Genomic DNA, 23452 nt, shown 5'->3' with positions numbered 1-23452 from the left:
AAAGCGCATTGCAACCGCGAGGCTCTCCCTCGAGGCAGTCACCGATCATCAGAATGTCGGACGCGGGATCGGGATCGGCACGTTCGCGAGTTCGCCCTTGCCGGCTCCCTTGGCGGCATTCACCGCCACCGTCTCGCTGCCCGGAATGAGACCGGCGAAGGAATATTCCGGCGGCCGGGTCATTTCCTGCACATAGGGCGAATGGATGACCATGCGGCCAGCCTCGTCGCGGCTTTCGCTGCGCACCTTGGCGGCCTTCGGGTTGCAGATTTCGGCGCTGACGTCGTTCACATCGCCGGTATCGCCATAGGGCGCCAGCGCGGCGAGCGAAACGCCTTGGCCCGAGGGCGCCGTCAGCCCCATCTGCAACAGATCGGCCGACTGATCGGTGCGTCCGGCAAGGCTGTCAGCACCCAGCACGACCGTGATGACCGAGCGGCCATTACGCACGGCCGACGACACCTGGTTGAAGCCGGAGGCGCAGATGAAGCCGGTCTTCATGCCATCCGCGCCATCGAAACGGCCGACCAGCATGTTGAAATTGGCGTAGTTCTTCTTGCCGGTGCTGACGCCTTCCAGCGAGAAATAATGGGCATATTCCGGAAACTCGCGTTTGATGATCAGCGCCAGCAGCGCCAGATCCCGGGCGGTCGTATATTGTCCCTTGCCGGGCAGGCCATTGGCGTTGATGTAACGGGTGGAGCTCATGCCCAGCCGCTGCGCCTGCGCGTTCATCTGCGCGACGAAATTGTCGCTGGTGCCGCCGATGGTCTCGGCAATCGCCACCGCGATGTCATTGGCGGATTTGATGAGCAGTAGCTTCAAAGCGCTATCCATCGTCAGCTTCTGGCCGGGCTTGAAATACATTTTCGAGGCCGGCTGATCGGCGGCCTTCTTGCTCATCACCACTTCCGTCTGCGGGCTGATCTTGCCGGCCTTCATCTGCGAAAAGGCGATATAGGCGGTCATCAGCTTGGTGAGCGAAGCGGGATACCACTTGCGGAAGGCTTCCTGATGGGAAATCACCTTGCCGGTTTTGACATCGACCACCATTTTCGGATTGGCATTTGCCACGGGTGCTGCGGCAACGAGGCCTGCGGTCATGATGGCAACGGCTGCGGAAAGCCGTCTGGCGGCGTTTGGCGATTTAAAAGTCTGTGGCAAGGCTTGTCCTCGAATTCCCGTCTTCGGTCGGGGAATGGCAATATTCACCATATATGTCCTAGCAATGGCAAAGTACATTGATTACGTCAATTATGCGGCGCACTATCCACCACGGAGGATAGGATTTTTACGACACGCCGCACCGATGAACCCAGGAATGAACGAATGCCGATTTTGAACAGAGCCGCCGAACTCCAGCAGGAAGTCAGCGAATGGCGGCGTCACCTGCATGAAAATCCCGAGATTTTATATGATGTCGACAACACCGCGGCCTTCGTTGCGGAGAAGCTGAGATCTTTCGGCGTTGACGAAATCGTGACCGGTCTCGGCCGCACGGGTGTGGTCGGCATCATCAGGGGCAATCTTCCGGGCAATCGCACCATCGGCTTTCGCGCGGATATGGACGCTCTCCCAATTTTAGAGGAAACCGGCAAGCCCTGGGCCTCCAAAACCGCGGGCGCCATGCATGCCTGCGGCCATGACGGCCACACGGCCATGCTGCTTGGCGCGGCCAAATATCTTACCGAGACCCGCAATTTCGCCGGCTCCATCGCCGTCATCTTCCAGCCGGCGGAGGAAGGCGGCGCCGGCGCGCTCGCCATGGTCGAGGATGGCCTTATGGAGCGTTTCGGCATTAACGAGGTCTATGGCATGCACAACATGCCGGGCATTCCGCTTGGCGCCTTCGCCATCCGCAAGGGCGGCATCATGGCGGCACCGGACAAGTTCTCCATCACCGTCAAGGGCCGTGGCGGCCACGCGGCACAGCCGCACCGCACCGTCGACCCGATCACCATCGGCGCGCAGATCGTCGGCAACCTGCAGATGATCGCCTCACGCAATGCCGATCCGATCCGTTCGGTGGTCGTCTCCGTCACCCGCTTTCAGGCCGGTTCCAGCCACAACATCATTCCAAACGAGGCACTGATCGCCGGCACGGTGCGCAGCCTCGATGAAACGGTGCGCGATCTGGCGCAGGATCGCATCAAGCAGATGGCGGAAGGCATTGCCCTTGCCAACGGCGCGGAAGCGGAAGTCGTCTATGAACGTTATTGCCCGGTAACCTTCAACCACGCCGCCGAGACCGACCACGCCATCCGCGTGGCCCGCGATGTGGCAGGCGAACCGAATGTCGATCCCGATGTCGATCCTTCCATGGCGGGAGAGGATTTCTCCTTCATGCTGAAGGAAAGGCCGGGCTGCTTCATCTTCATCGGCAACGGCGATTCGGCCGGGCTTCACAATCCGGGCTATGATTTCAACGACGAGGCCATCGCTTACGGCATTTCCTACTGGGTGAAACTGGCCGAACAGCGCCTGACGAGCTGATTGCCGACTGACGCGAAGAAAGCCGAGGAAGAGATCGACCGCGATGAAGAACGCGGTTGATCCGCAGGCATCGTCAGGTTAAAGAGCAATTCAGTGTCCACGTAGCTCAGCAGGATAGAGCACAGGATTCCTAAGACAAATTGGGGGTTGCGCCCGGAAACGACGCAATCGATCTGCTCAAAGTCGGGGAAAGCTTCGCTGGTCTTCCAGCATGCCAATCCCGAGCCAAGCTCCGGAGAAATCCGGTGAAGGTGTAGAGACTGGATGGGCAGCACCTAAAGGCCGCAAGGCCCATGGTGAAGGGACAGTCCAGACCACGAACGTCTTGCCGGCAAATGGCGGGACGGCGGCGAAAGCCGAAGCGGTATGAATCCTGGGGTCGGAGGTTCGAATCCTCTCGTGGACGCCATTTCTCCTGCAAAACCCAGCAAAAACAATGCTATGGTTTGAGCGCGGCCCAGCGCAGCCGACAGCCGTTTGGCAGGTCTCTACTTCGACCGGAGTCTCGGCGACATCCTTCACGAACACGGAGAATTCAAAGCTTCAAAAGGGAGCGTTGAAAGCGGGCAATTGCTTCCTATTTCCTATCTGTGATGATGAAGCGCCTGTCAAAATTAGTTGCGCTAGAGGAAGGAGATTTGATGATCGACGAATATGGTCCATATGTGCAGATGTCCACGCTTGGAGAACAGATGGCTGCCTGCTACCAGACGGATGCAAATCTCGTATTGGAGCCGTATCTGGCGCATTACATGGACGAGGTGGAGGTCAATATCGCTGCCGATAGTTTTAATCACGTTGGCTTTCTGAACAACATCACAAGCCGGCTACAGGTGACACTGACGGCAACGACCAATCCCAGGCGCCGGGAATTTCTACAAGCCGTTGTGGCTTCGCTTCAGGAGCGGATCCACCGCCATTCACTCGATGTGGCGTAATAGAGCTTAGGCACATCATCTTCGCCGTCACTCTTGTACAATTGCTTGCTGCATATCTTTGGCAAGACAGCGAAAAAGAACTGACGAGACGCTCGAGGCGCAAGCCCGGAGCAACCCCTCGTGCAGTTGGACATCCCTGCTATTCGACGAAAACCCGCACGCTCGAGGCGCGGCCGTCGGCGTCGATGACCGTCAGTGTGGAAAATCCCTGGCCTTCCGGCCGCCATTCGCTGTTGCGGCGATGGGAAGCGTTCGGCAAAGGCAAACCATTGGCGAGCCAGCGGAAGGGTGCCCGCCCGCCCTGCAGCTTCAGTACCAGCGGCGAGATGCCCGACTGGCCGGAAAGCTCCACGCGCGCGCCTTCCGGCGGGTAAACGATGCGCGGGGCGCTTTCACGTCTTGAAGCAGAAAGCAGGCCGCTGGCCGTCGTGGTGAAACGCCGCTGGTTGGCGGGAAGGTCATTGACCGCGACCCGCGCGACACCGGAAGGTGCGGCCGGCATCGGCGTGATCGCCACGCCGGATTTTTCGAAAGCCTCGAACAGGATCGCGGCGGCCGTCGCATAACCGGCAATGCCCGGTACCGCGCCATTATCGGCCCGGCCAACCCAGACGCCGACCACATGCCGCCCGTCATAACCCACCGACCAGGCATCGCGATAGCCATAGCTGGTGCCGGTCTTGTAGGCGATGCCGCGCTGTTTCATGCCGAGCGGCGGCAGCACGCCGGAGAGGATATCGGAGATATTCCAGATAGCGGCATCGGAGAATAACCGGTCCCCCTCCAGCCGTTCCGGGGCGGCGCGGACGCCGTCTCCAAGCCGCACGGGATCGCCGCCAGCAAGCCCCGCATAAAGCTGCACCAGATCGACCAGCGAAATACCCGCGCCGCCAAGGGCGATGGCAAGCCCCGGCGCTTCATTGGCGGGAAGCACGAGTTTGACGCCCACCCGCCGGAACCGCACCATCAGCGCCGAGGGGCTGATCGCATCGAGCAGCTTGACGGCAGGCACGTTGAGCGACAGTTGCAGCGCCTGCCGGATGCTGACATCGCCCTGATAATGCATGTCGAAATTGCGCGGCCTGTAACCGGAAAAGTCGGCCGGACGATCCTCGATGATGGTTTCCTGCCCGACAAGACCGTCTTCGAAGGCAAGGCCGTAGATGAATGGCTTGAGGGTGGAGCCCGGCGAGCGAACGGCCCGGCTCATCTCCACGAAACCACGGCGCGCCGTATCGAGATAATCCGCCGAGCCCACTTCCGCCAGAATATCGCCACTCTGCGCATCAGCCATGACGATGGCGACGGAGACCCTGTCGCCGAGCTTTTCCGCCGCATGGCGGGCGACACCCTCCAGCTCCCGCTGGATCGGCAACTTCAGCGTGGAGCGCACTTCGGCAGTATTCGGGAATTTCACTCTTGCGGCGACGGCCATATGCGGCGCATAGGCCGGCAGGTCCCGCCGGTTGGCGGGCATATCCGCAAGAGCCGATCGTTCCGCCTCCCCTTCACCCACCACGCGTTCCACGGCAAGCCGTTGCAGCACCCGCTCGCGCGCCTGCTTCGCCGCCTCCGGAAAACGATCCGGACGTCGCTTTTCCGGCAATTGCGGCAGCGCCACCAAAAGGGCCGCCTCCGCCGTATCGAGCCGGCCCGGTTCCTTGCCGAACCAGGCGAGGCTTGCGGCGCGAATGCCTTCGAGATTGCCGCCATAGGGCGCAATATTCAGATAGAGATCGAGGATTTCCGCCTTGCTGAGCCGTCTCTCGATCTGGATCGCACGCGCGGTCTGCAGGAATTTCGCCGAAAAAGACCGGTCGGCGCGCGGCTCGATCAGCCGCGCCACCTGCATGGAAAGCGTCGATGCGCCGGAAACGATCCGGCCGTTGCTGGCCAATTGCCAGGCGGAGCGCAAAAGCGCCCAGGGATCGACCCCGTGATGCTCATAGAAACGCTGGTCTTCATAGGCCACCAGCATGCGCAGGAACTGTGGGTCGACTTCGGCTGCCGAGGTTTTCAGCCGCCAGCGGCCATCGGGTGTCGCAAAAGCGCGCAAAAGCTTGCCGTCACGATCCAGAACCTCGAAGGATCGTTGCTGCGCGGCGTCCAGCGGCGGCGGATAGGCCTTGTCCAGCGCATCAAGACCGAAGGCCGCGCCGCCCATAAGCAACGCGGCCGTCATGATGCCGACAATGATCGCCTTACGTCGCCTCATGGGTTTGCCGAGCGCACCTCCATGCGGCCGGTTGCCGTGCGGGCGGCAAATTGCGGCCGGTACATATCCTCAACCGAAGCTGCCGGATGATCGTAGGTGCCGGGGGTGACGGCGCGGACCACATAGGCAAGCGCAATTTCCGAACTGTCGCCGGCCGAGCGGTCGAAAGCCGCCACGAAACGGTCGTAGCGGAATTCCGTATGCGCCGCTTCCGTTTCCGGCAGCCAGTCGAAATTCGAAAGCTCCGCCGAATTGACGAGGCTCGGATTGTCGATTTCGAAACCGGAGGGCAACAGGTCCGTCACCAGAATGCGCGACTGCCAGTTATTTTGCGGCACCACATTCAGCACCACGACATAACGTTCGTTTTGGACCACCTCGCTCGGGTTCACCTCCTCGCCATCCATGGAATAATAGGTGCGGGTGATGGTGAAGCCTTCGCCGCCTGCGGCAAGCGGCTGCGCCGGCGGCGCCACCGTGGTGACGACGGCCGTGACCGGATCGGCCGAGGCATTGGCGATCTTCAAGGGTGCGGCCAGCAATTCATCGCCGCTCATCCGCTTGCCGAAGCCGCCGGTCTGCAGATCGCCGTTCACATCGAGACGGATATCCTTGTCCTCGCCTTTGACGGCGCGGGCGGCAAGCAGCATCCATGCCTGTTCCTGGGTGCTGGTATAGGGCTTCTTTTCCCATTCCTTGGCCACCGCACCCGCAAGCTGCGGCACGACGGCCGGAACCGGCCGGCTTTCCGCCGCAAGCGCCAGCGTCGCCGCGCCGTCACGCAGGGCGGAGCCATAATCCGCGCGCGAGAAGCTGACATTGGTGGTGCGGCTTGCCATGTCGAGCGAAGCGCCGAACACGGCCTTAGAACGGGCCTGATCGCCATAAAGCGAGAGGGCGGCGGCAACCTGCGCCTTGGCGAGCGGCGTCGGGAAATCGGCAAGCGCCGTATCCGCGTAATAACGCAGATCGTTGATCGCCGCCTTGCGGTTGCGCGCCAGCACATAAAGCGAATAGGCGATCTCGTTGCCGCGATCCTTGACATTGCTGTCATAGGAAAGACCGTTTTGCAGGTTGTTCAGCGCCTGCACCATGGCGGCTTCGGGCACATCGTAATTCTGCTCGCGGGCGCGGGTCAGGAAGTCGCTGATATAGGCATCGAGCCACAGATCGCCATAACCCGGCGACCAGAGGCCGAAGCTGCCGGAACTCGACTGGAAGGACAGCACGCGGTAGATCGCCTCCTGCACCCGCCGGCGGGTGTCGGGGTCTTCTGCAAGACCGCTATCCTTCGTCAGTTCCGAAACGTAAAGCAGCGGCAAAGCGCGGCTCGTCGTCTGTTCGGCGCAGCCGTAGGGATATTTGTCCAGCATCATCACCAGCGCCGGAATATCGAAGGCGGGCGAGCGCGTGACATTGACCGCGACGGAAGAGCCGAGAAGCATGCTGTCGGCCAGAAGATCGCCGTTGATCGTCAGACTGCTGTTCGGCGCAATCTTGATTTCGCGCCGCGTTGTGACGGGCAGAACGGCCGGACGTACCGGAACGTTCAGAACCTGCTCCAGTGAAAGACCGGCGGCATTGGAAACCTTGATGGTAATCGCGCCATTGCCGGGCTGTTCGCCCGTCAGCGGGACCGTCAGCGAAGACTTGCCGCCTTTCTGAAGCGCGAGAGTTTGCGACATCTCGCCCTGATCGACGGTCAGGGCCGTGTTGCTGGTCACATCCAGCCGGTAGTCACCGGCCTCGCCATCGGTATTGGCGATATCGAGCCGCAATTGCGAGACATCGCCGGGTGCGAGAAATTTCGGCGCGCTGGCCGTGACGACGACAGGATCGCGAACGATGGCGTCGGAGACGGCATGTCCCACGCCTGTCTTCGTCCAGGCCACCGCCATGATGCGGGCCGTGCCGTTGAACTGCGGAATATCGAAGCTGACCGTCGCCTTGCCGTCTGCGTCGAGTTCGACCGGACCGGCAAAGAAGGCCACCAGCTTTTCCGTGGGCGGGCTGCCCTGAAGGGCTGCCTGCCCGCCGTCGCCGCCGGTGCGCAGTCGGCCGGTGGCGCCGAGCGAACCGTCGATCAGGCGGCCATAAAGGTCGCGGATTTCCAGCCCCAGCCGGCGCTGGCCGAAATACCATTCATCCGGCTTTGGCGGTTCGTAGCGGGTAAGGTTCAATATGCCGACATCGACGGCCGCAACGATGGCATAGGCCTTTTCGCCGACGCCAGCGCCCGCAACGGTGATCGGAATTTCAAGCGGCTGACGCGGCAGCGTCTTCTGCGGCGCGCCGAGCGTGACGGCAAGTTTGCGCTCGGCCGGATCGACGGCGAGCCATTTGATGCCGATGGCGCGCATCGGCATACGGCTTTCCTGCGCATCGCCGGGACGGAACAGCGTGGCTGTCACATAAGCGCCCGCACCCCATTCCTCGGTGACGGGAATATCGATCTCGCCGCCATCCTCGCCGATCTCGGCATTCTGCACGGCAATCAGCTTTTCCGAACCGGAAGTCACCATCAACTCGCCGGCAAAACGCGACGAAACCTTGAGTTTGGCCGTATCGCCGATCTTGTAGCTCTGCTTGTCGAGAGCGATTTCCAGCGCATCCGGCGTTTCCGTCGAGCTTGCCTCGACATAAAAACCGGCATCGAACTCAACGTTGGAAACCGGCGCGCCATTGCCGGCGCCCTCCACTTCCAGCCGATAGCGACCCCAGGTGACGGGCACGGAAATCTCGCCGCCATTGGCATCGACGGACAAGCTGCCGGCTTCCTGCTGCTTGGTATATTCCACCGGTTCGTAACGCCAGGAATTGCCCTGACGATACCATTGATAGTTCCGCTCGACCTTGATGAGCTTCCAGTTGAGGCCGCTCATCGCCTGTTTGGCACCGTCGGCACTGACACCGATGATGTGGAAACGGCCAACGGAATTCTGGGCGAGATCGCCGGAAAATTGAGGTTTGATACCGATGACCGGCGCTTCAGCCTTGATGGGCAGCGTCAGCGAGCGCTCCACGGCGCGGCCGCCGGCCTCCTGCATGCGCACGGTAATGTTGGCGGAAAGAAGCTGCGTTGTGGATGGCAGGTCGGTCAGATCGACATTGAAGCTCGCCTTGCCCTCTTCGTCCAGAACCGGCAGATCGGCAAGCGTGGTGCGGTTTTCCTCTTCGCTCTCCTCATCGGCCAGACCGAAGAAATAACCTTCGAAATCGGCACTGGTGCGCGTCGGCTTGATCGCGACCTCGCCTTCCAGCGTCAGGCCGGCAGCGGGCGCGCCATAGAGATAACGGCCATCGACGTCGATTGCCGTTTCCGCGCCGGGGTCGATCTGTTTTGCCTTGCTGGAAAGATCGAACTCGGTGCGGTCAGGCACGAAATCATCGACGAGGAAGCTCTTTTCGCTGATCGCAGGCGTTTTAGGATCGGTATGGATGCGCAATGTCCAGGTGCCGCGCATCGCATTTGCCTGCAACGGCAGATCGACCGCATGGCCGCCCAGCGCCTTGCCGTCGCTGACGAAACGCCGGTCCTCGACACCATCCGGGCGCGAGAAGATGAAGGTGAGCGGCAGATCCTCGATTGCCTTGCCGTCGACATCGCGGGCAAGGGCTGCGGCATGCACGGTCTCGCCGGCGCGGTAGATGCCGCGCTCGGTCCAGCTGAACACGTCGATGGCGCCGGGGGCTGCACGGCCCGTCACGCCGCGATCCGAAAGATCGAAGCCGGCGCGGGTCATGTCGAGGAAAACGTAATCTTTGTCGCCGTTGCGCGCCGTCAGGATAGCAGGCGCCTGCGCCGCCGTGCCGCGCATCAGGCCGGCCGAGAACACCGCGCGGCCGTCCGCATCCGTCTTCGCGGTGCCCAGCACCTCATTATTCTTGGCGAGCAGCTGCAAATCCACATCTGCCAGCGGCTTGGCGCTGCCAAGTGCACGGACAAAGACATTCAGACCATCGGTTCCGGCATAGGTGGTGATGCCGGTATCGGAAACCAGGAACCATTGCGTGGCGCGCGAATCCCAGGTTTCCGGCGCGGTGCCCGGCGGTACGGCGGTCAGCACATAGATGCCGGGCTTGCGCTCCGGCAGGGCCTCGTCCACCGGGAAGCTCGTCACCACATCCTTGTTGAGATCGGGCTGGATATCGATCGAGCCCTGCCAGACAAGCTCGCCAATTTCGTTTTCGATACGGTCGGCGTTATAGCCATCCATCTGCGTCAGAAACTGCGAGTTTGAAAGAAGCGAGGTGATGTTGCGGTCGCCGACGCGATAAAGCTTCAGGTCGGCCTTGTCGGCATTGACAGAGACGATTGGAATGCCGCGGCGCGCCGTGCCCGGCAGCACGAAATTCTCGCCGGTGAAGCGCACGCTGGCGGCGCGGTCACGCACATAGATATCGAGATCGACCTGCTTTTCCAGAGGCTCTTCCACCGAAGACGGCAGGCCGGCGCGAAACGCGATCTTGTAACGCTGGCCGTGAGTCAGGCCTTCCACGCAAATCTCGCTGCCCTTCGCCTCGATAGCCTTGGGCGCTGCCCCATCAAGCGTGATGAAGGAGGAATAATCGACGCCGTTCTTCACCAGCGGCTCGGAAAACTGCACGCAGGCGCGCGGGCTGACGCTATCCGTATCCACGGTATTGTTGATGACACGAAAACCCTGCCGTGTGCGCAGATCGGCATAGGCCGCCTTGGTCTGTGCATTGTCGGTAAGCGCAAGGCTTTCCTTATAGGCATTGAGTGCCGCGCGATAATTCTGGGTTCTTTCGAAGGCCTTCGCCAGCCGGTTCAGGGCCTCGGTGCGGGCGCTGACCGTGCGGCTCAGCTGGTAGGCATTGATGGCAGCGGAAGCGGCCTGTCCCGCTATCGAATAATTATCGGTGACCTGCGCGGCCTTTTCCGACAATTCCGCCCAGAGCGCGCCATCGTCAGGTGTGATCGCAAGGGCGTGTTTATAGGTCGTGACCGCATCGGGAATATTGCCGGCGGCTGCCTGCTGGCGCGCCGTTTCCACGAGGGCTTCTAGGCCCTGTTCGCCCTCACCCTCATTTGCCGCAAGGCCGGATTTCAGCCGGCGCGCTTCCTGTTGCAGGCTGTCGGTCACGAAGGACAGGCGCTGCGGCGCGCCGATATCGGCTTCCGCGGCCACTTCCACGATCTTGCCGGCAACCGCGCCGGGGAAGGCGTTCAGCTGATTGAAATCCGATTTGAGGAAGCACCATTTCACCTTGGGATTGTAGGTAAAGGCCTTGCAGGCGGTATCGCCGATGCAAATCTCGCCGCATTGTTCCAGCGAGACATTTTGCTCCGTCCTGAGATCGAAGCCGAAATAATCGCCATTTTGGGTCGTAACGACCTTGCGGGAGGGCTCCGCCGCCATGGCTGGCGGAAAAAACAGGGCGGTTGAGACCGCAACCAGCGAAATCCGGACGAGCGCGCGCAACGACATCAGTTTTCTCCCCGCAACAGACATGTCGGGCGGGACTCTGGTCAAATCCACGCATGGTTGTCAACGCATCTTCGTCAATTCGCGACACGCAATGTGTGAAGGCGGGCAAGCGGGAAGCTTAGTCTTCTATTTTGCGGGCTTCCGAAATCAGCATGATCGGCACGCCATCGCGGATCGGATAAGCGAGCCTCGCGCTTTCGGAGATGAGTTCATTGCGGGCGCGGTCATAGGCAAGGCGCCCTTTCGTCAAAGGGCAGACCAGAAGCTCCAGCAGCTTGGGATCGACATTGCTCATCCTGTCGTCCATGACGGCGATCCTATTGCAGCACGTTGCCGCTCTCGCCCGATCCCTGGGCAAGAACGATCTCGGTGATGGCGATCAATGTTTCGGCCCGCGTCTTCAGGTCCGGCGCTTCCAGCAGCGCCTGTTTTTCAGCCGGCCCGAAGGGAGACATCATGGAAAGCGAATTGACGAGGACGCGATTGCCCGCCCTTTCCACGCTTTCCCAATCCGCTTCCAGCTGGTTGGCATCCAGAAACGAGCGGAATACCCGGAGCAGGTTTTCGCGGTCCACCGCATCCTCGTCATATTCGCCGGAAAGATCGGCGATGAAGGGCGCATGCCGGAAGCTGCGATAGGGTTTGCCCGCCTCCACCTCTTCCAGCAGGCGGAAGCGGCACACGCCGGTCAGCGAAATGATATAACGGCCATCGCCGGTTTCGGAAAAGGACGTTATGCGGCCGAGGCAGCCGACTGCGCTCAGCGGACCGCCCTCAAGCCCCGCCTCGATGACATGCAGCGCGGGCTGCACCATGCCGATGATGCGATGGCCGGCCAATGCCCAGTCGATCATGGCGAGATATCGAGGCTCGAAAATATTGAGTGGAAGATGGCCTTCCGGTAGAAGCAGCGCACCCGGCAATGGAAAGACCGGCACGGTTTCCGGCAGATCGTCGTTCTTCACATATCTTGCATTTCCGACATGCATGGGAATCAAGCCCCCTGTTCACTGCTGCCCGGCCGGCGGATCAACCGCCACGGCCGGGATATGCCCGCATTACGAAAACAGTATCGCCGAAAGCTTCCTGCGGCCTGCAACGGTTGCCGGGTCCTTGAAGCCCCAGGCCTCGAAAAACTCCAGAAGCTGGCGGCGCGCGCCGTCATCGTCGAAGGTCCGGTCCTTGCGCATGATGTAGAGCAGATGATCCGCAGCCTCGTCGCGCCGCCCTTGAGCATTCAGCACCTTGGCAAGCTTCACCCGCGCCTCGTGACGATCGGGATCGAGCGCAAGCTCGCGCTCCAGCGCCACCGGGTCGCCGATCTTGCGGGCTTCCTCATATTGCGCGATCTTTTTCGAAACGAGCTGAATGCCCGCATCCTCGTTAAGTTCCGCAGGCAGCGAAGAGAGCAGTTCGCTTGCCCGCTCATATTGGCCGGCGGCGATCATGCATTCGGCAATACCGGCAATCGCTGCAGGATTTTCCGGATCGGCCTGCATGACGGCGCCGAAAAGCTGCGCCGCGCCGTTGAAATCGCCATCCGCCAGAAGCTGCTTCGCCTCCGTCAGAACAGCCTCGATCTCGGCCTTGGGATCGCCCGCATCAGGCCCGGCGATCTTCTCGATGAACTGCTTGATCTGGCTTTCCGGCACGGCACCCATGAAGCCATCCACCGGCCGGCCGTCGGCAAAGGCGACGATTGCCGGAATGGACTGGATACCGAGCTGGCCGGGAATCGACGGGTGGTCGTCAATATTCAGCTTCACGAGCTTCACGCGGCCATTCGCCTCGTTGATGACCTTCTCGAGCACCGGCGTCAACTGCTTGCACGGGCCGCACCAGGGCGCCCAGAAATCCACCAGAACCGGCTGGCGGCGCGATTCCTCAAGAACGTCCCTGGAGAAACCCGCCGTCGTGGTGTCCTTGATGTGGCCGGAGGCCGCACCGTTCAGCTCGCCATTATGATGGGCGCTTGCGGTCATCTGCCCGCTATAGGAACCGCCGTAAGGATTATTTTCGCCGCTCATGCCGGTCTCCCGTAAACTTCTGTCATCTGTCTTATTTGAAGCAAAGATCGTATCTCACTCGCTGACTTTCAAGACAAGCGGCGCATGTCCGGTTGCCTCGAGAAAGCGAATGAGATCCGTGGACGCGATCGTTGTCGTCTGGTCGTTGGAAAGCGGATGGCCATTGACCAGCTCGTTTTCCAGAAGCCCGCTGTCGAGCACGAAGGTGACCTGCCTGTCGGTGTCGTTGATGGCTCCGAACACCGTCACCGAGCCCGGCACGACGCCCAGATATTCAAGCATCTTTTCCGGTCTGCCAAAGGACACGCGGCTTGCCGCGCCGATGGTCTTGTGAACGCTTTTCAGATCGACGACCGCATTTTCCTCAACGGTCAGAACGAAATACTGATCCTTCTTGTCCTTTACAAAGAGGTTCTTTGTATGGCCGCCGGGAATGAGGTCGCGCAGCGACTGGGATTCGGCGACGGTAAACACCGGTTCATGCTGCTTCGTTGTATGGGAAATGCCGAGTCCGTCGAGAAACTCGAACAGCTCCGATGCCGTCTTCTGGGAATTTTCCGCCATATTCTGCCGCCTGCCTCTGCCGATTCCACTATGCTTGTTTCCTGATTAAGGGGGCAACCGACGCTTGGCAACGCAGGAAAAAACGGCGGGATGAAAAATTCTCAATCATTTCCGCCGCTTGTCGCATTTCTCAAAGAAATTTTCGCGTTTTTGTCATTTCCCTGTTGCATTCCAAAATCGATTGAGCGATATAGCGCCCGTCGCCGCTTGGCGGCCCACGGTTCAGCGAACTACCCCGGACCGGTGGATTTGAGCGGGTGTAGCTCAGGGGTAGAGCACAACCTTGCCAAGGTTGGGGTCGAGGGTTCAAATCCCTTCGCCCGCTCCAAATTTCCCTAAAGATAAAATCATCATCAAAGTATCGCCGTTCGCGCGCGTCGCATTGTTCCGTGTCGTGCGGCTTGAGACTCGGCCTGCGCAGCCCCCTGTGGACAAGTCGCGACGGAAATTATTCCGCAAGCGGAACTTATCCGGAAGATGTCCGTTTCAGACCCGAGGCTCCTAACCTCAGTTCCCCTCTGATTGCCCGCCATGAGCGGGCATTTTTTTGCCGGTGTCGCTGGAACAGCTTATGTGCAAAGCACGTTCTCCTGCGTTGTTCAACGCGGGGAAGAGCCATGTCCGCGCATCCTGGAAGAATTCTCTTGATTGCCGCATTCGCCACCTTGTCGATACCCGGCACATCGCCTGCCGCCGATATGACGGTTTATCGTGAGGAACGGGTTTTACCGCACAAAACACATCATCAACCGCAGCGGATCGAAAATACCCATTCCAATCCCGCAGAAATGCGCTGCACCGAAAATATCGTCTCCTATCGCTCCCCTTACGAACGGCACACGGAACAGGTCACGCTCTGCCATCCGCCACTAAACTGGCGAACAGGGCCATCAACAGCAACAATATGGTCGCCTTGATCTTGCCATAATTCATTCAATGTGCTTTTGTGCAGCCGCCCTTGTGGGAGGGGGTAGAGGTTGAGACCCGCTGGCTGCATTTTGGCAGTAAGCGGGTTTCCCTTTTTTTGGGCATAACTTACCGGCAGGCACCATCGAATCCATCGTTTCTCCGGCTCGGAAAAGCAATGAAACATGGGCGCAGAATGGTGCGATCTGGATTTTTCGTATGAAGGAAAGTGGTAGCGGGAGAGGGACTTGAACCCCCGACACGCGGATTATGATTCCGCTGCTCTAACCACCTGAGCTACCCCGCCACAGGGGAAACGTGACAGTCATGTGACCGGCCGTTCCATCAGGATGAGCGGCTTATAAGGTGCCGCTCCCCAAAGTGTCAAGCGCAAGATGCGCAAAAAATTCGCTTTCCGCATCGCTGCAAAAAGCGAATGGTTTCAGGCGGCAACCGGCTTTTCCAGAAGCGCCTTCAGCGACGCCTCGGCTTCCGCCGAGCGTTCCGACCGTTCGATGAAACCGCCGCCGTAAACACGGGCATCGGCCCCCGGCGCGGAATAAAGCACGCAGGCCTGACCGGGAGCGACACCGGCTTCCCCGGTCATCAGGTCCACATAGATACCGTTTTCGTCCGCATGCAGCATCGCTTCCGTCGGCGGGCGGGTGGAGCGCACCTTGGCGAAACAGGCAAAGCCCTGCCCGGCATCGTTCGCCAACTCGCCGTCGCCCAGCCAGTTCATGTCACGCAGATAGACCCGGCGGGTTTCCAGCGCTTCGCGCGGGCCAACGATGACCCGGCGGCCCCGCGCATCGAGATGCACGACATAAAGCGGCTCCCCGGTCGCGACACCAATGCCGCGGCGCTGGCCGATCGTATAATGCACGATACCATCGTGGCGGCCGAGCACGCGCCCGTCGAGATGGACGATATCGCCCGCCAATGCCGCATTCGGCTTCAGCTTGTTGATGATATCGGTATATTTGCCCTGCGGCACGAAACAGATGTCCTGGCTGTCGGCCTTCTTGGCGACGACCAGCCCCATATCTTCCGCCAGAGCGCGCGTCTCGGCCTTGGAGAGGCCGCCGAGCGGAAAGCGCAGATAATCGATCTGTTCCTGCGTCGTGGCGAACAGGAACCAGCTCTGGTCACGGTCACTGTCGATCGGCCGATAGAGCGCACGCCGCCCCGGCTGACCGGAAACGGGATTAGGACGCGAACGAATGTAATGGCCGGTCGCCAGCGCATCGGCGCCCAGTTCCTGCGCGGTGGCTAGCAGATCGGCGAATTTTACCGTCTGGTTGCAGGCCACGCAGGGGATCGGCGTTTCGCCCATCGCATAGGCTTCGGCAAAGGGGTTGATGACGGTTTCGCGGAACCGCGCTTCGTAATCCAGCACATAGTGGGGAATGCCGAGCGTTTCGCAGACCCGGCGCGCATCGTCTATATCCTGCCCCGCGCAACAGGAGCCGGCGCGATGCACGGCAGCACCGTGGTCATAGAGCTGGAGGGTAATGCCGAGGACATCATAACCCTCGCGCTTGAGGATACCGGCCACCACCGAAGAATCGACGCCACCGGACATGGCGACAACGATCCGGGTATCTTCCGGCCTCTTGTCAAAATCGAGCGTATTCACGTTTTTTCCCATCGTCAGTCATAACGGGGGTAAAGGCCCCGCCGCCTGTCGGTCATCCGCCGCGAGAAACCTGGCCATCAAAGGGGCCATCGTGTCTCGCTATCCTGCGGATTTAAGGGCTGCATATAGAAAGGAATGGCCGCGCACGCAAGTACGGGGCGGAAAACCGCCCCGCAAAGCCGTCAGATTCGGGCTTGAACCGGCCGTCAGGCGCCGGCCGTCTTCTGGCCACTGCTGCCGAACCACTTGTCGCGCTCCCGCCACAGGGCTGGCAGGGCCAGCAACCCGATAGCCGTGAAGGCGATCAGCGTCTTGTTGAGCTGAGACAGTTCCGCCGTGCGGCCGTCCAGATAATAGACGCCATAAACGATGGCCACGTGCCAGACATAGACCTGCAGCGAATGGCGGCCGAGCAATTGCAGGAACTTCAACGACAGCACCCAGATGACGCCTTCGGCGATGGAACGCACGAGCGGACGGTGGTGCTTCGGACCTGCGATCACCAGCCAGGTCAGGCCGACGCCGACAGCGAGGAAGTTCATGAGATAGACCAGGCCGAAATCGGCACGGATTTCCATGGTGGAGAATTTGCCCATCATGAATTCCGGCATCAGGCCCCAGGCTGTGGCGATGCGCAGCGGCATGAAGAACAGGCAGATGACGAACGCCGCTTTCGGCAGCCACGTATGCTCAGGCGAGAAGATCGCCTTCCACGGAATGCGGTTCTGCGCCGTCATCGCGCCCATCACGAGCGCCGAATAGAATACGAGCTGCCAGCCGAGCAGATTGAAGCTGACGCGAATGCCCTGCTCGTCCGCACCCTTCACGAGTTCGTTGAGCGGGGTCGTCACGATCTGCTGCAGGCCAAGCTGACCGGCCATCCATACCAGCAGGGAGCCGGCCATGACATAGGCCCACTTGCCATCAAGGCAGAGCTTCACCAGCACCGGTGCAAAGATCATGTAGACGATATATTGCGGCAGAATATCCATGAAGGTCGGCTGGAACAGGAATGTCGCAATCGCCGCCAACCTCAGCGGATCGTCGAACGTCGTCATGCCAAGCCAGTTGTACCAGATATAGGGTGCATGCGGGATGACCATGCGGAAGAACAGCACGGCGATGACAAGACCCATCGCGTAACGATAAAGCTCCAGCGCCCTGTTCCAGATCATCTGCTTGCCGGCATCATAGCCGTATTTCATCATCTTGCGCGCATAGACCATGCCGATCAGCAGGCCGGACAGGAACACGAAGCCCTGCGCGTCCTCGACAAAGGCAAACTGCCGGTGATTGATTTCCACCAGCCAGAAGCCGCCGGCAAACACCAGATGGTTGATCAGCATGAAGACGAGGAAGTAACCGCGCATCCCGTCGATCAGGTCAAAGCGTTTCATCTCGATAGCTCTCCGTTCTCGCAGGGCCTGCATTGCCCGGCCACCCAGCCCGACTTGGGAGGGGCCGGGGATTGGATTGTCAACGCTGTTTTGCGCCTGAGGTTCCCTTTCCAAAGCGGTTTAGAACCGGCGCGAAAAGTCACATTGACGTGTATGCGTTCTGGTTAGGATGCAGGGACTGAATGCCGGATGAATGAAAAAAGGCAATTCCGTGAAGCGGATGAGCCATGCGCGGGCAACATGTCGCGGCAAGCAGGGCTCAAAGCCTTGCATAGCAGGGCGAAGCGGAATTCACCGCCGATGAGCGGGGGAGATATCACCCGTTAGATTTATCAGTCGTTTTTTTGACCGCATCTTGCTGTCCCTTTGGCTGAGCGAGCGTCGGCGTGACCATGCCCTCTGGAAGCGAGACGAACAAAGGCCCGGCGGTCGCCAACCGCCGGGCCTTTATCTGTTAAACACGTTCCGATTCGTCAGGCAGCGGCCTGAATAGCGGCTACCTGCCAGTTGTCGTTTCCGGGGCGACGAACGAAGGTCCACATTTCCACCGCTTCAGAAGGCTGGTGCTCGTCGCCTTCGATCACCTTGCCGGAGGTGCGGTCGCGCATCACGTCGATGGCGGAGTAGCGCATCGCCACCGTTGCATAGTCCTGGCCCTCTTCGTGCCATGCTTCGGCAACGTCGCCCTGTAGCAGCGTCACATCGCGCACGTCGTTTTTCACGCCGCTGGTGGCGTTGTCGCTCAGTTCTTCTGCGAGGTAAGACATGGCTTCCGGCGTCGTCAGCTTGCGCAATGTGCCGTAATCCTCGGCGGCATAGGCGGCCTGAACGTCTTCCAGCATTTTCTGGAAAGTTTCGAGATCGCCCTGGGTAATGCCGATTTCATCGCCTTCCGACATGGCATTGGCATGGGGCGCGGGGGCATGAGGCGCAGGCTTTGCCGTTGCGGCAGTGGCGGCCACACCGCCCGCAGCGCCGGCCAGCGCGCCGATCTTCGGAATTTTGAACGAGGAAGCGGCAGAACCCGCCTGCGAACCGCCATTATAGGAGGAACCGGAATGATCCGTGCGCTGCGACCCGCCGGCCGAGCCATAAGCGGGCTGGCCCTGACGGCGCGAGGCGAAGAAACGCATGGCGAGCATGACCAGAAGACCGATCAGCGCCACCTGCAACAGCATGCCGAAGAAACCGGCCATGCCACCAAAACCGCCACCCAGCAGCATGCCGAACAGACCGCCCATCAACAGGCCGCCCATCAAACCACCCATCATGCCGCCGAACAGGCCGCGATTTTGCTGCGGCGCCTGCGCACCGGGACGGGCCGGCTGAGCAGCGCTCGGTGCTGCCTGATTGGTATTGGGGGTCATGCTGCGGTTGATCGGCGCGGTCTGGCCGGGTGCCGTGCTGGTGGAAGGCGGAGCGGAATAGGTCCGCGTGCCCCGGCTGCCGAAACCGCCGCTGGCGCGACGCGCTTCTGCCATATCAACCGCCACGAAAGACACCGCGATACCGAGCGCGGCGACTGCGAACAAACCCTTGAAGCGCCGAAAGGCAGCAAACATCGTTTTCTCCTGTTGGCCGCCCTCCCATGAGCGGCATGTCAGCAGGCGATATAGCAACTCATGATCATCATTTTTAGAGCACTTGGCTTAAATTTTTTGTGATATGCAACCAATGCGATAGTCGCCCGTATTTTGCGACAAAACAGACACTGGAAAAACGAAAAACCCGGCACAGGGTTTCCCCTGCGCCGGGCCTTATTGTCCCCTTGGGAGGAACGATAAGATCAGTCGACGTTGAAGGTCAGCGGCTTGACCTGGCGGATCGCCGGGTTGGCGCGCAGCTTGTCCAGCACGGCTTCGGAAACCGGGCCGTCAACATAGAGCAGCGCGATGGCGTCGCCGCCTTCCTTTTCACGGCCGAGCTGGAAGTTGGCGATGTTGACGCCAGCCTCGCCAAGCGTGGTGCCCATGAAGCCGATCATGCCGGGAACGTCGGTGTTGGTGATGTAGATCATGTGCGATCCGACATCGGCATCCATGTTGATGTTCTTGATCTGGATGAAGCGCGGCTTGCCATCCGAGAACACCGTGCCGGCGACCGAGCGGATCTGGTTTTCCGTCTTGACCGTCAGCTTGATGTAACCGTCGTAAACGCCGGTCTTGTCGCGCTTGACTTCGGAAAGGATGATGCCTTTTTCCTTGATCATGACAGGGGCGGAAACCATGTTCACATCCGCAACCTGGCTACGAATAAGGCCGGCCAGCAGGGCGCTGGTCAATGCCTTGGTGTTCATGCTGGCGGTTGCGCCGTCATAAAGGATTTCGATTTCCTTGGTGGCGCTTTCCTGCACCTGACCGACGAAGGAGCCGAGAACATCCGCCAGACGGATGAAAGGCTTCAGGCGCGGTGCTTCTTCCGCCGTGATCGACGGCATGTTGATGGCGTTGGAAACCGCACCCTTGACGAGGTAATCCGACATCTGCTCGGCAACCTGAAGGGCGACGTTTTCCTGCGCTTCCGTGGTCGAAGCACCGAGATGCGGTGTGCAGACGACGTTCGGAAGGCCGAAAAGCGGGCTCTCGGTGGCGGGCTCGACTTCGAACACGTCAAAACCGGCACCGGCGACATGGCCGGACTTAATGGCTTCGGCAAGGGCTGCTTCATCCACAAGACCACCACGAGCGCAGTTGACGATACGAACGCCCTTCTTGGTCTTGGCAAGGTTTTCAGCGTTGAGGATGCCGCGCGTCTTGTCGGTCATCGGAACATGCAGGGTGATAAAGTCGGCCTGCGCCAGCAGCTCGTCCAGCTCAACCTTGGTGACGCCCATTTCCTGCGCGCGCTCCGGCGAGAGGAAGGGGTCATAGGCCAGAACATGCATCTTGAGACCAAGTGCACGCGAGCACACGATGGAACCGATGTTACCCGCACCGATGACGCCCAGCGTCTTGCCGGTGATTTCGACACCCATGAATTTCGACTTTTCCCACTTGCCGGCCTGCGTGGAGCTGTCGGCTGCCGGAAGCTGGCGGGCGACGGCGAACATCAGCGCAATCGCATGTTCGGCTGTGGTGATGGAGTTGCCGAAGGGCGTGTTCATGACGATGATACCGCGGCGCGAGGCTGCCGGAATATCGACATTGTCGACGCCGATGCCGGCGCGGCCGATGACCTTGAGGTTGGTCGCAGCCTCGATCAGCTTTTCGGTTGCCTTGGTGGCGGAGCGGATAGCGAGACCATCGTAGTTACCGATGATTTCGGCAAGCTTATCCTTGTCCTTGCCGAGCTTCGGCTGGAAATCGACTTCGACGCCACGATCGCGGAAGATCTGGACGGCGGTTTCCGACAGTTCGTCGGATACGAGTACGCGAGGTGCCATGGTTCACGGGCTCCTTGAAAAACGGTGCAGTTTTGAAAGCGGGGAATATGCGGCCCTGCATCAGCGCAGGGCCGGTATCAAAATCAGGCGGCAGCCTTGGAAAGTGCTGCCTTCTGCGTCTGGTAGGCCCAGGCGAGCCAGGGCATGACGGCTTCCATATCCGCCGTCTCGATGGTCGCGCCAGCCCAGATGCGCAGGCCGGACGGGGCGTCGCGGTAAGCGCCGATATCGAGGGCGACATTTTCCTTTTCGAGCAGGGAGACAACGCCCTTGGCGAAATCGGCCTGTGCGGCGGCATCCAGCGCCTGCACCTCGGGATCGACGATCTTCAGGCAGACGGAGGTGTTGGAGCGGGTTTCCGGCTTGACGGCCAGGTTGGCGATCCAATCGTTCTTTTCGATGAAGTCGTAAATGACCTTGGCATTGGCATCGGCACGGCCGATCAACGCCTTGAGGCCACCGAGATTCTTCGCCCACAGCAGCGCGTCGATATAATCTTCAACGCAGAGCATGGACGGCGTGTTGATGGTTTCGCCGGTGAAGATGCCTTCGATCAGCTTGCCGCCGGAAACCATGCGGAAGATTTTCGGCAGCGGCCATGCCGGCGCGTAGCTCAGCAGACGCTCGACAGCGCGGGGCGAAAGAATGATGACGCCATGGCCGCCCTCGCCGCCCAGAACCTTCTGCCAGGAGAAGGTGACGACGTCGAGTTTCGTAAAATCCATGTCCTGTGCGAAGGCCGCCGAAGTGGCGTCGCAGATGGTCAGACCCTTGCGGTCAGCCGGGATGAAATCGGCATTGGGAACGCGAACGCCAGAGGTGGTGCCGTTCCAGGTGAAAACCACGTCGCGGTCGAAATCGACTTCGGCAAGGTTCGGCAGCAGGCCGTAATCGGCCTCGAATTTGCGGACGTCCTTCAGCTTCAGCTGCTTGACGACATCGGTGACCCAACCAGCGCCGAAGCTTTCCCAGGCGAGCATATCGACGCCGCGTTCACCGAGCAGCGACCAGAGCGCCATTTCAACGGCGCCGGTGTCGGATGCGGGAACGATACCGATGCGATAATCGGCAGGAACGTTCAGAACTTCACGAGTGAGATCGATGGCCTGCTTCAGCTTGGCTTTGCCAACCTTGGCGCGATGCGAGCGACCGAGCGGCGCATCAGAGAGAGCATCTAGCGACCAACCGGGACGCTTCGAGCAGGGACCAGAGGAAAAATGCGTATTGCCCGGACGGACGTCCGGCTTCACGATATCTGTCATTTGACTACCCTTCCAGATAGGCGCTCCACGTTAGGGTGGAGTGTCCTGACGCCGTTGCTATTCCTCTCGCCGATCCCAGTCAAGCGGAATATGTCGCTACGCAGAAGAATTTTGGTCCATATGCGTCATGCCCCGTGTCAGATGCCGGTAAAACAAAACCGCCCGCACCTGAAGGATGCGGACGGTCTGAAACTACCAGCTGGGCGTGACGTTTATTTATAAACGGCAGGCTGCAGCGGAATATCGGCGGGCGGCATGTATTGTGCGGTATCGCAGCCGTTGAAGACATAACGGCCGCCGACGCGCACTTCATGCGAATAAAGGCCCTTGTCACGGCCCGGACCGCCATTGTTTTCGTATCCAAACATATCACCCTTGTTGATATGACGGAAACGGTAGCCGACATCAGCCTTCAAATTACAGGTAATATCGATGGAGGCACCAGCCATCAGTGCGTAGGCGAAGCGCCACTTACCCTTGCCGCCATGTTCGGTGGTCGGGTCGCAACCGAGACCGTTGGTGCTGCACGAGGTATTGCGCAGCTTGTCCCACTTGACGTAGGAGCCGCCGATACCACCGCCAACATAAGGCGTGACGCGGCCATAGGTGCCAAGATCGACATAGGCGTTCGCCATGAGCGTATAGGCTCTAAGCGAACTAAGATCGGTAGAGACGCATCCACCTGAGGGCGAAACACCGCAACCGCCGCTCGTCGAGCCGCGGAAATCCGACTTACCCATATAGTCGAAGGTCACGTCACTGCGGAAATAATTGTTGAACTGATAACCGACACCGGCACCGATGACATAGCTGTCCTTGATCGTCGCGGTATCAAAATCCGCGAGATAGCCGCCGGGGCCGCCCTGATAATAATGGGCGCCGCGCAGCTTGTTGAAGGAATAACCGACGTCGCCGCGCAGATACCAGCCGCTTGCCTGGGTAATCTCGACTTCGGGGGCCTCGACATAGGCCGGTGCGGGCTCGGCTTGATAAAGATCGGCAGCGATAGCGCTTGTACCGGTCAGCAGGACGGCCAGAAATCCGGCCAGGACGTTTTTCATGACTTCCACTCCAGAAGAGGCACGTGCGGTTTCGGCAGCAGATGCCAGTGAACTGTTCAGTCATGGAGATTGACGTAAAATGGTTAAGTCCCGATTAACCACGATCATTCACTAT

16 protein-coding genes and 2 tRNA genes are annotated in these 23452 nt (G+C 60.1%); 4 read left to right on the top strand and 14 right to left on the bottom strand.

What is annotated here, in order from left to right; translation table 11 throughout:
- Positions 1-48 precede the first annotated feature (48 nt).
- Complete coding sequence (locus tag ACQZ5G_RS10685) at positions 49-1104, bottom strand: D-alanyl-D-alanine carboxypeptidase family protein (RefSeq protein WP_174058226.1); 1056 nt, start codon at positions 1102-1104, stop codon at positions 49-51.
- A gap of 225 nt (positions 1105-1329) precedes the next feature.
- Here ACQZ5G_RS10685 and ACQZ5G_RS10680 point away from each other — a divergent pair, with 225 nt between their 5' ends.
- Positions 1330-2493 carry a M20 aminoacylase family protein gene (locus ACQZ5G_RS10680; protein WP_448737722.1) on the top strand — a complete coding sequence of 388 codons (1164 nt, stop codon included), beginning with the start codon at positions 1330-1332 and terminating at the stop codon, positions 2491-2493.
- 641 nt (positions 2494-3134) lie between these two features.
- Positions 3135-3431 (top strand): hypothetical protein, encoded by a 297-nt coding sequence (locus ACQZ5G_RS10675; protein ID WP_448737723.1) that lies wholly within the window; start codon positions 3135-3137, stop codon positions 3429-3431.
- 139 nt (positions 3432-3570) lie between these two features.
- On the opposite strand, the gene pbpC is transcribed toward ACQZ5G_RS10675, so the two are convergent.
- From pbpC to ACQZ5G_RS10645, 6 genes are all read right to left on the bottom strand, one after another.
- Positions 3571-5646 carry a penicillin-binding protein 1C gene (pbpC, locus tag ACQZ5G_RS10670; RefSeq protein WP_448737724.1) on the bottom strand — a complete coding sequence of 692 codons (2076 nt, stop codon included), beginning with the start codon at positions 5644-5646 and terminating at the stop codon, positions 3571-3573.
- Complete coding sequence (locus ACQZ5G_RS10665; protein ID WP_448737725.1) at positions 5643-11099, bottom strand: alpha-2-macroglobulin family protein; 5457 nt, start codon at positions 11097-11099, stop codon at positions 5643-5645. The genes pbpC and ACQZ5G_RS10665 overlap by 4 nt, the downstream gene beginning before the upstream one ends.
- Before the next feature lie 118 nt (positions 11100-11217).
- Positions 11218-11406, bottom strand: a complete 189-nt coding sequence (locus ACQZ5G_RS10660; RefSeq protein WP_003523265.1) for a Trm112 family protein — start codon at positions 11404-11406, stop codon at positions 11218-11220.
- A 10-nt stretch (positions 11407-11416) separates the two neighbouring features.
- Positions 11417-12088: an LON peptidase substrate-binding domain-containing protein gene (locus tag ACQZ5G_RS10655; RefSeq protein ID WP_020808696.1), complete on the bottom strand. Its 672-nt coding sequence runs from the start codon at positions 12086-12088 to the stop codon at positions 11417-11419.
- Between the two features lie 69 nt (positions 12089-12157).
- Entirely contained in the window at positions 12158-13126 is a 969-nt protein-coding gene (gene trxA / locus ACQZ5G_RS10650) for a thioredoxin (RefSeq protein ID WP_003523262.1), read from the bottom strand.
- A 54-nt stretch (positions 13127-13180) separates the two neighbouring features.
- The gene (locus ACQZ5G_RS10645) at positions 13181-13690 is read right to left on the bottom strand and encodes a prolyl-tRNA synthetase associated domain-containing protein (RefSeq protein ID WP_269831120.1); all 510 of its coding nucleotides are present in this window, start codon (positions 13688-13690) and stop codon (positions 13181-13183) included.
- Positions 13691-13943: 253 nt separating this feature from the next.
- On the opposite strand from ACQZ5G_RS10645, the gene ACQZ5G_RS10640 reads away from it, so the two are divergent.
- Positions 13944-14018, top strand: a tRNA-Gly gene (locus ACQZ5G_RS10640).
- A 289-nt stretch (positions 14019-14307) separates the two neighbouring features.
- Positions 14308-14607, top strand: coding sequence for a hypothetical protein (locus ACQZ5G_RS10635; RefSeq protein WP_448737726.1), 300 nt, complete (start codon positions 14308-14310; stop codon positions 14605-14607).
- A gap of 219 nt (positions 14608-14826) precedes the next feature.
- Here the strand turns inward: ACQZ5G_RS10635 and ACQZ5G_RS10630 are convergent.
- The 7 genes from ACQZ5G_RS10630 to ACQZ5G_RS10600 all read right to left on the bottom strand — a co-directional run bounded on the left by ACQZ5G_RS10630 (position 14827) and on the right by ACQZ5G_RS10600 (position 23337).
- Positions 14827-14903 (bottom strand) — tRNA-Met (locus ACQZ5G_RS10630).
- A gap of 135 nt (positions 14904-15038) precedes the next feature.
- Positions 15039-16235 carry a tRNA 2-thiouridine(34) synthase MnmA gene (mnmA, locus tag ACQZ5G_RS10625; protein ID WP_080854270.1) on the bottom strand — a complete coding sequence of 399 codons (1197 nt, stop codon included), beginning with the start codon at positions 16233-16235 and terminating at the stop codon, positions 15039-15041.
- 206 nt (positions 16236-16441) lie between these two features.
- Positions 16442-17632 carry an OpgC family protein gene (locus ACQZ5G_RS10620; RefSeq protein ID WP_448737727.1) on the bottom strand — a complete coding sequence of 397 codons (1191 nt, stop codon included), beginning with the start codon at positions 17630-17632 and terminating at the stop codon, positions 16442-16444.
- Between the two features lie 473 nt (positions 17633-18105).
- A complete protein-coding gene (locus ACQZ5G_RS10615) occupies positions 18106-19194 on the bottom strand; it encodes a Tim44 domain-containing protein (RefSeq protein ID WP_448737728.1) in 1089 nt (362 codons plus the stop codon).
- 224 nt (positions 19195-19418) lie between these two features.
- On the bottom strand, positions 19419-21014 hold the full coding sequence (gene serA, locus ACQZ5G_RS10610) for a phosphoglycerate dehydrogenase (protein ID WP_065656472.1): 1596 nt from the start codon (positions 21012-21014) through the stop codon (positions 19419-19421).
- An 83-nt stretch (positions 21015-21097) separates the two neighbouring features.
- The gene (locus ACQZ5G_RS10605; RefSeq protein WP_127755577.1) at positions 21098-22276 is read right to left on the bottom strand and encodes a phosphoserine transaminase; all 1179 of its coding nucleotides are present in this window, start codon (positions 22274-22276) and stop codon (positions 21098-21100) included.
- 212 nt (positions 22277-22488) lie between these two features.
- Positions 22489-23337, bottom strand: coding sequence for an outer membrane protein (locus tag ACQZ5G_RS10600; protein WP_304983789.1), 849 nt, complete (start codon positions 23335-23337; stop codon positions 22489-22491).
- Positions 23338-23452 lie beyond the last annotated feature (115 nt).

The organism is Agrobacterium sp. 22-214-1 (genome assembly GCF_053522465.1).
The sequence above is the reverse complement of the archived record's forward strand: the minus strand, read 5'-3'. Positions and strand labels throughout refer to the sequence as shown.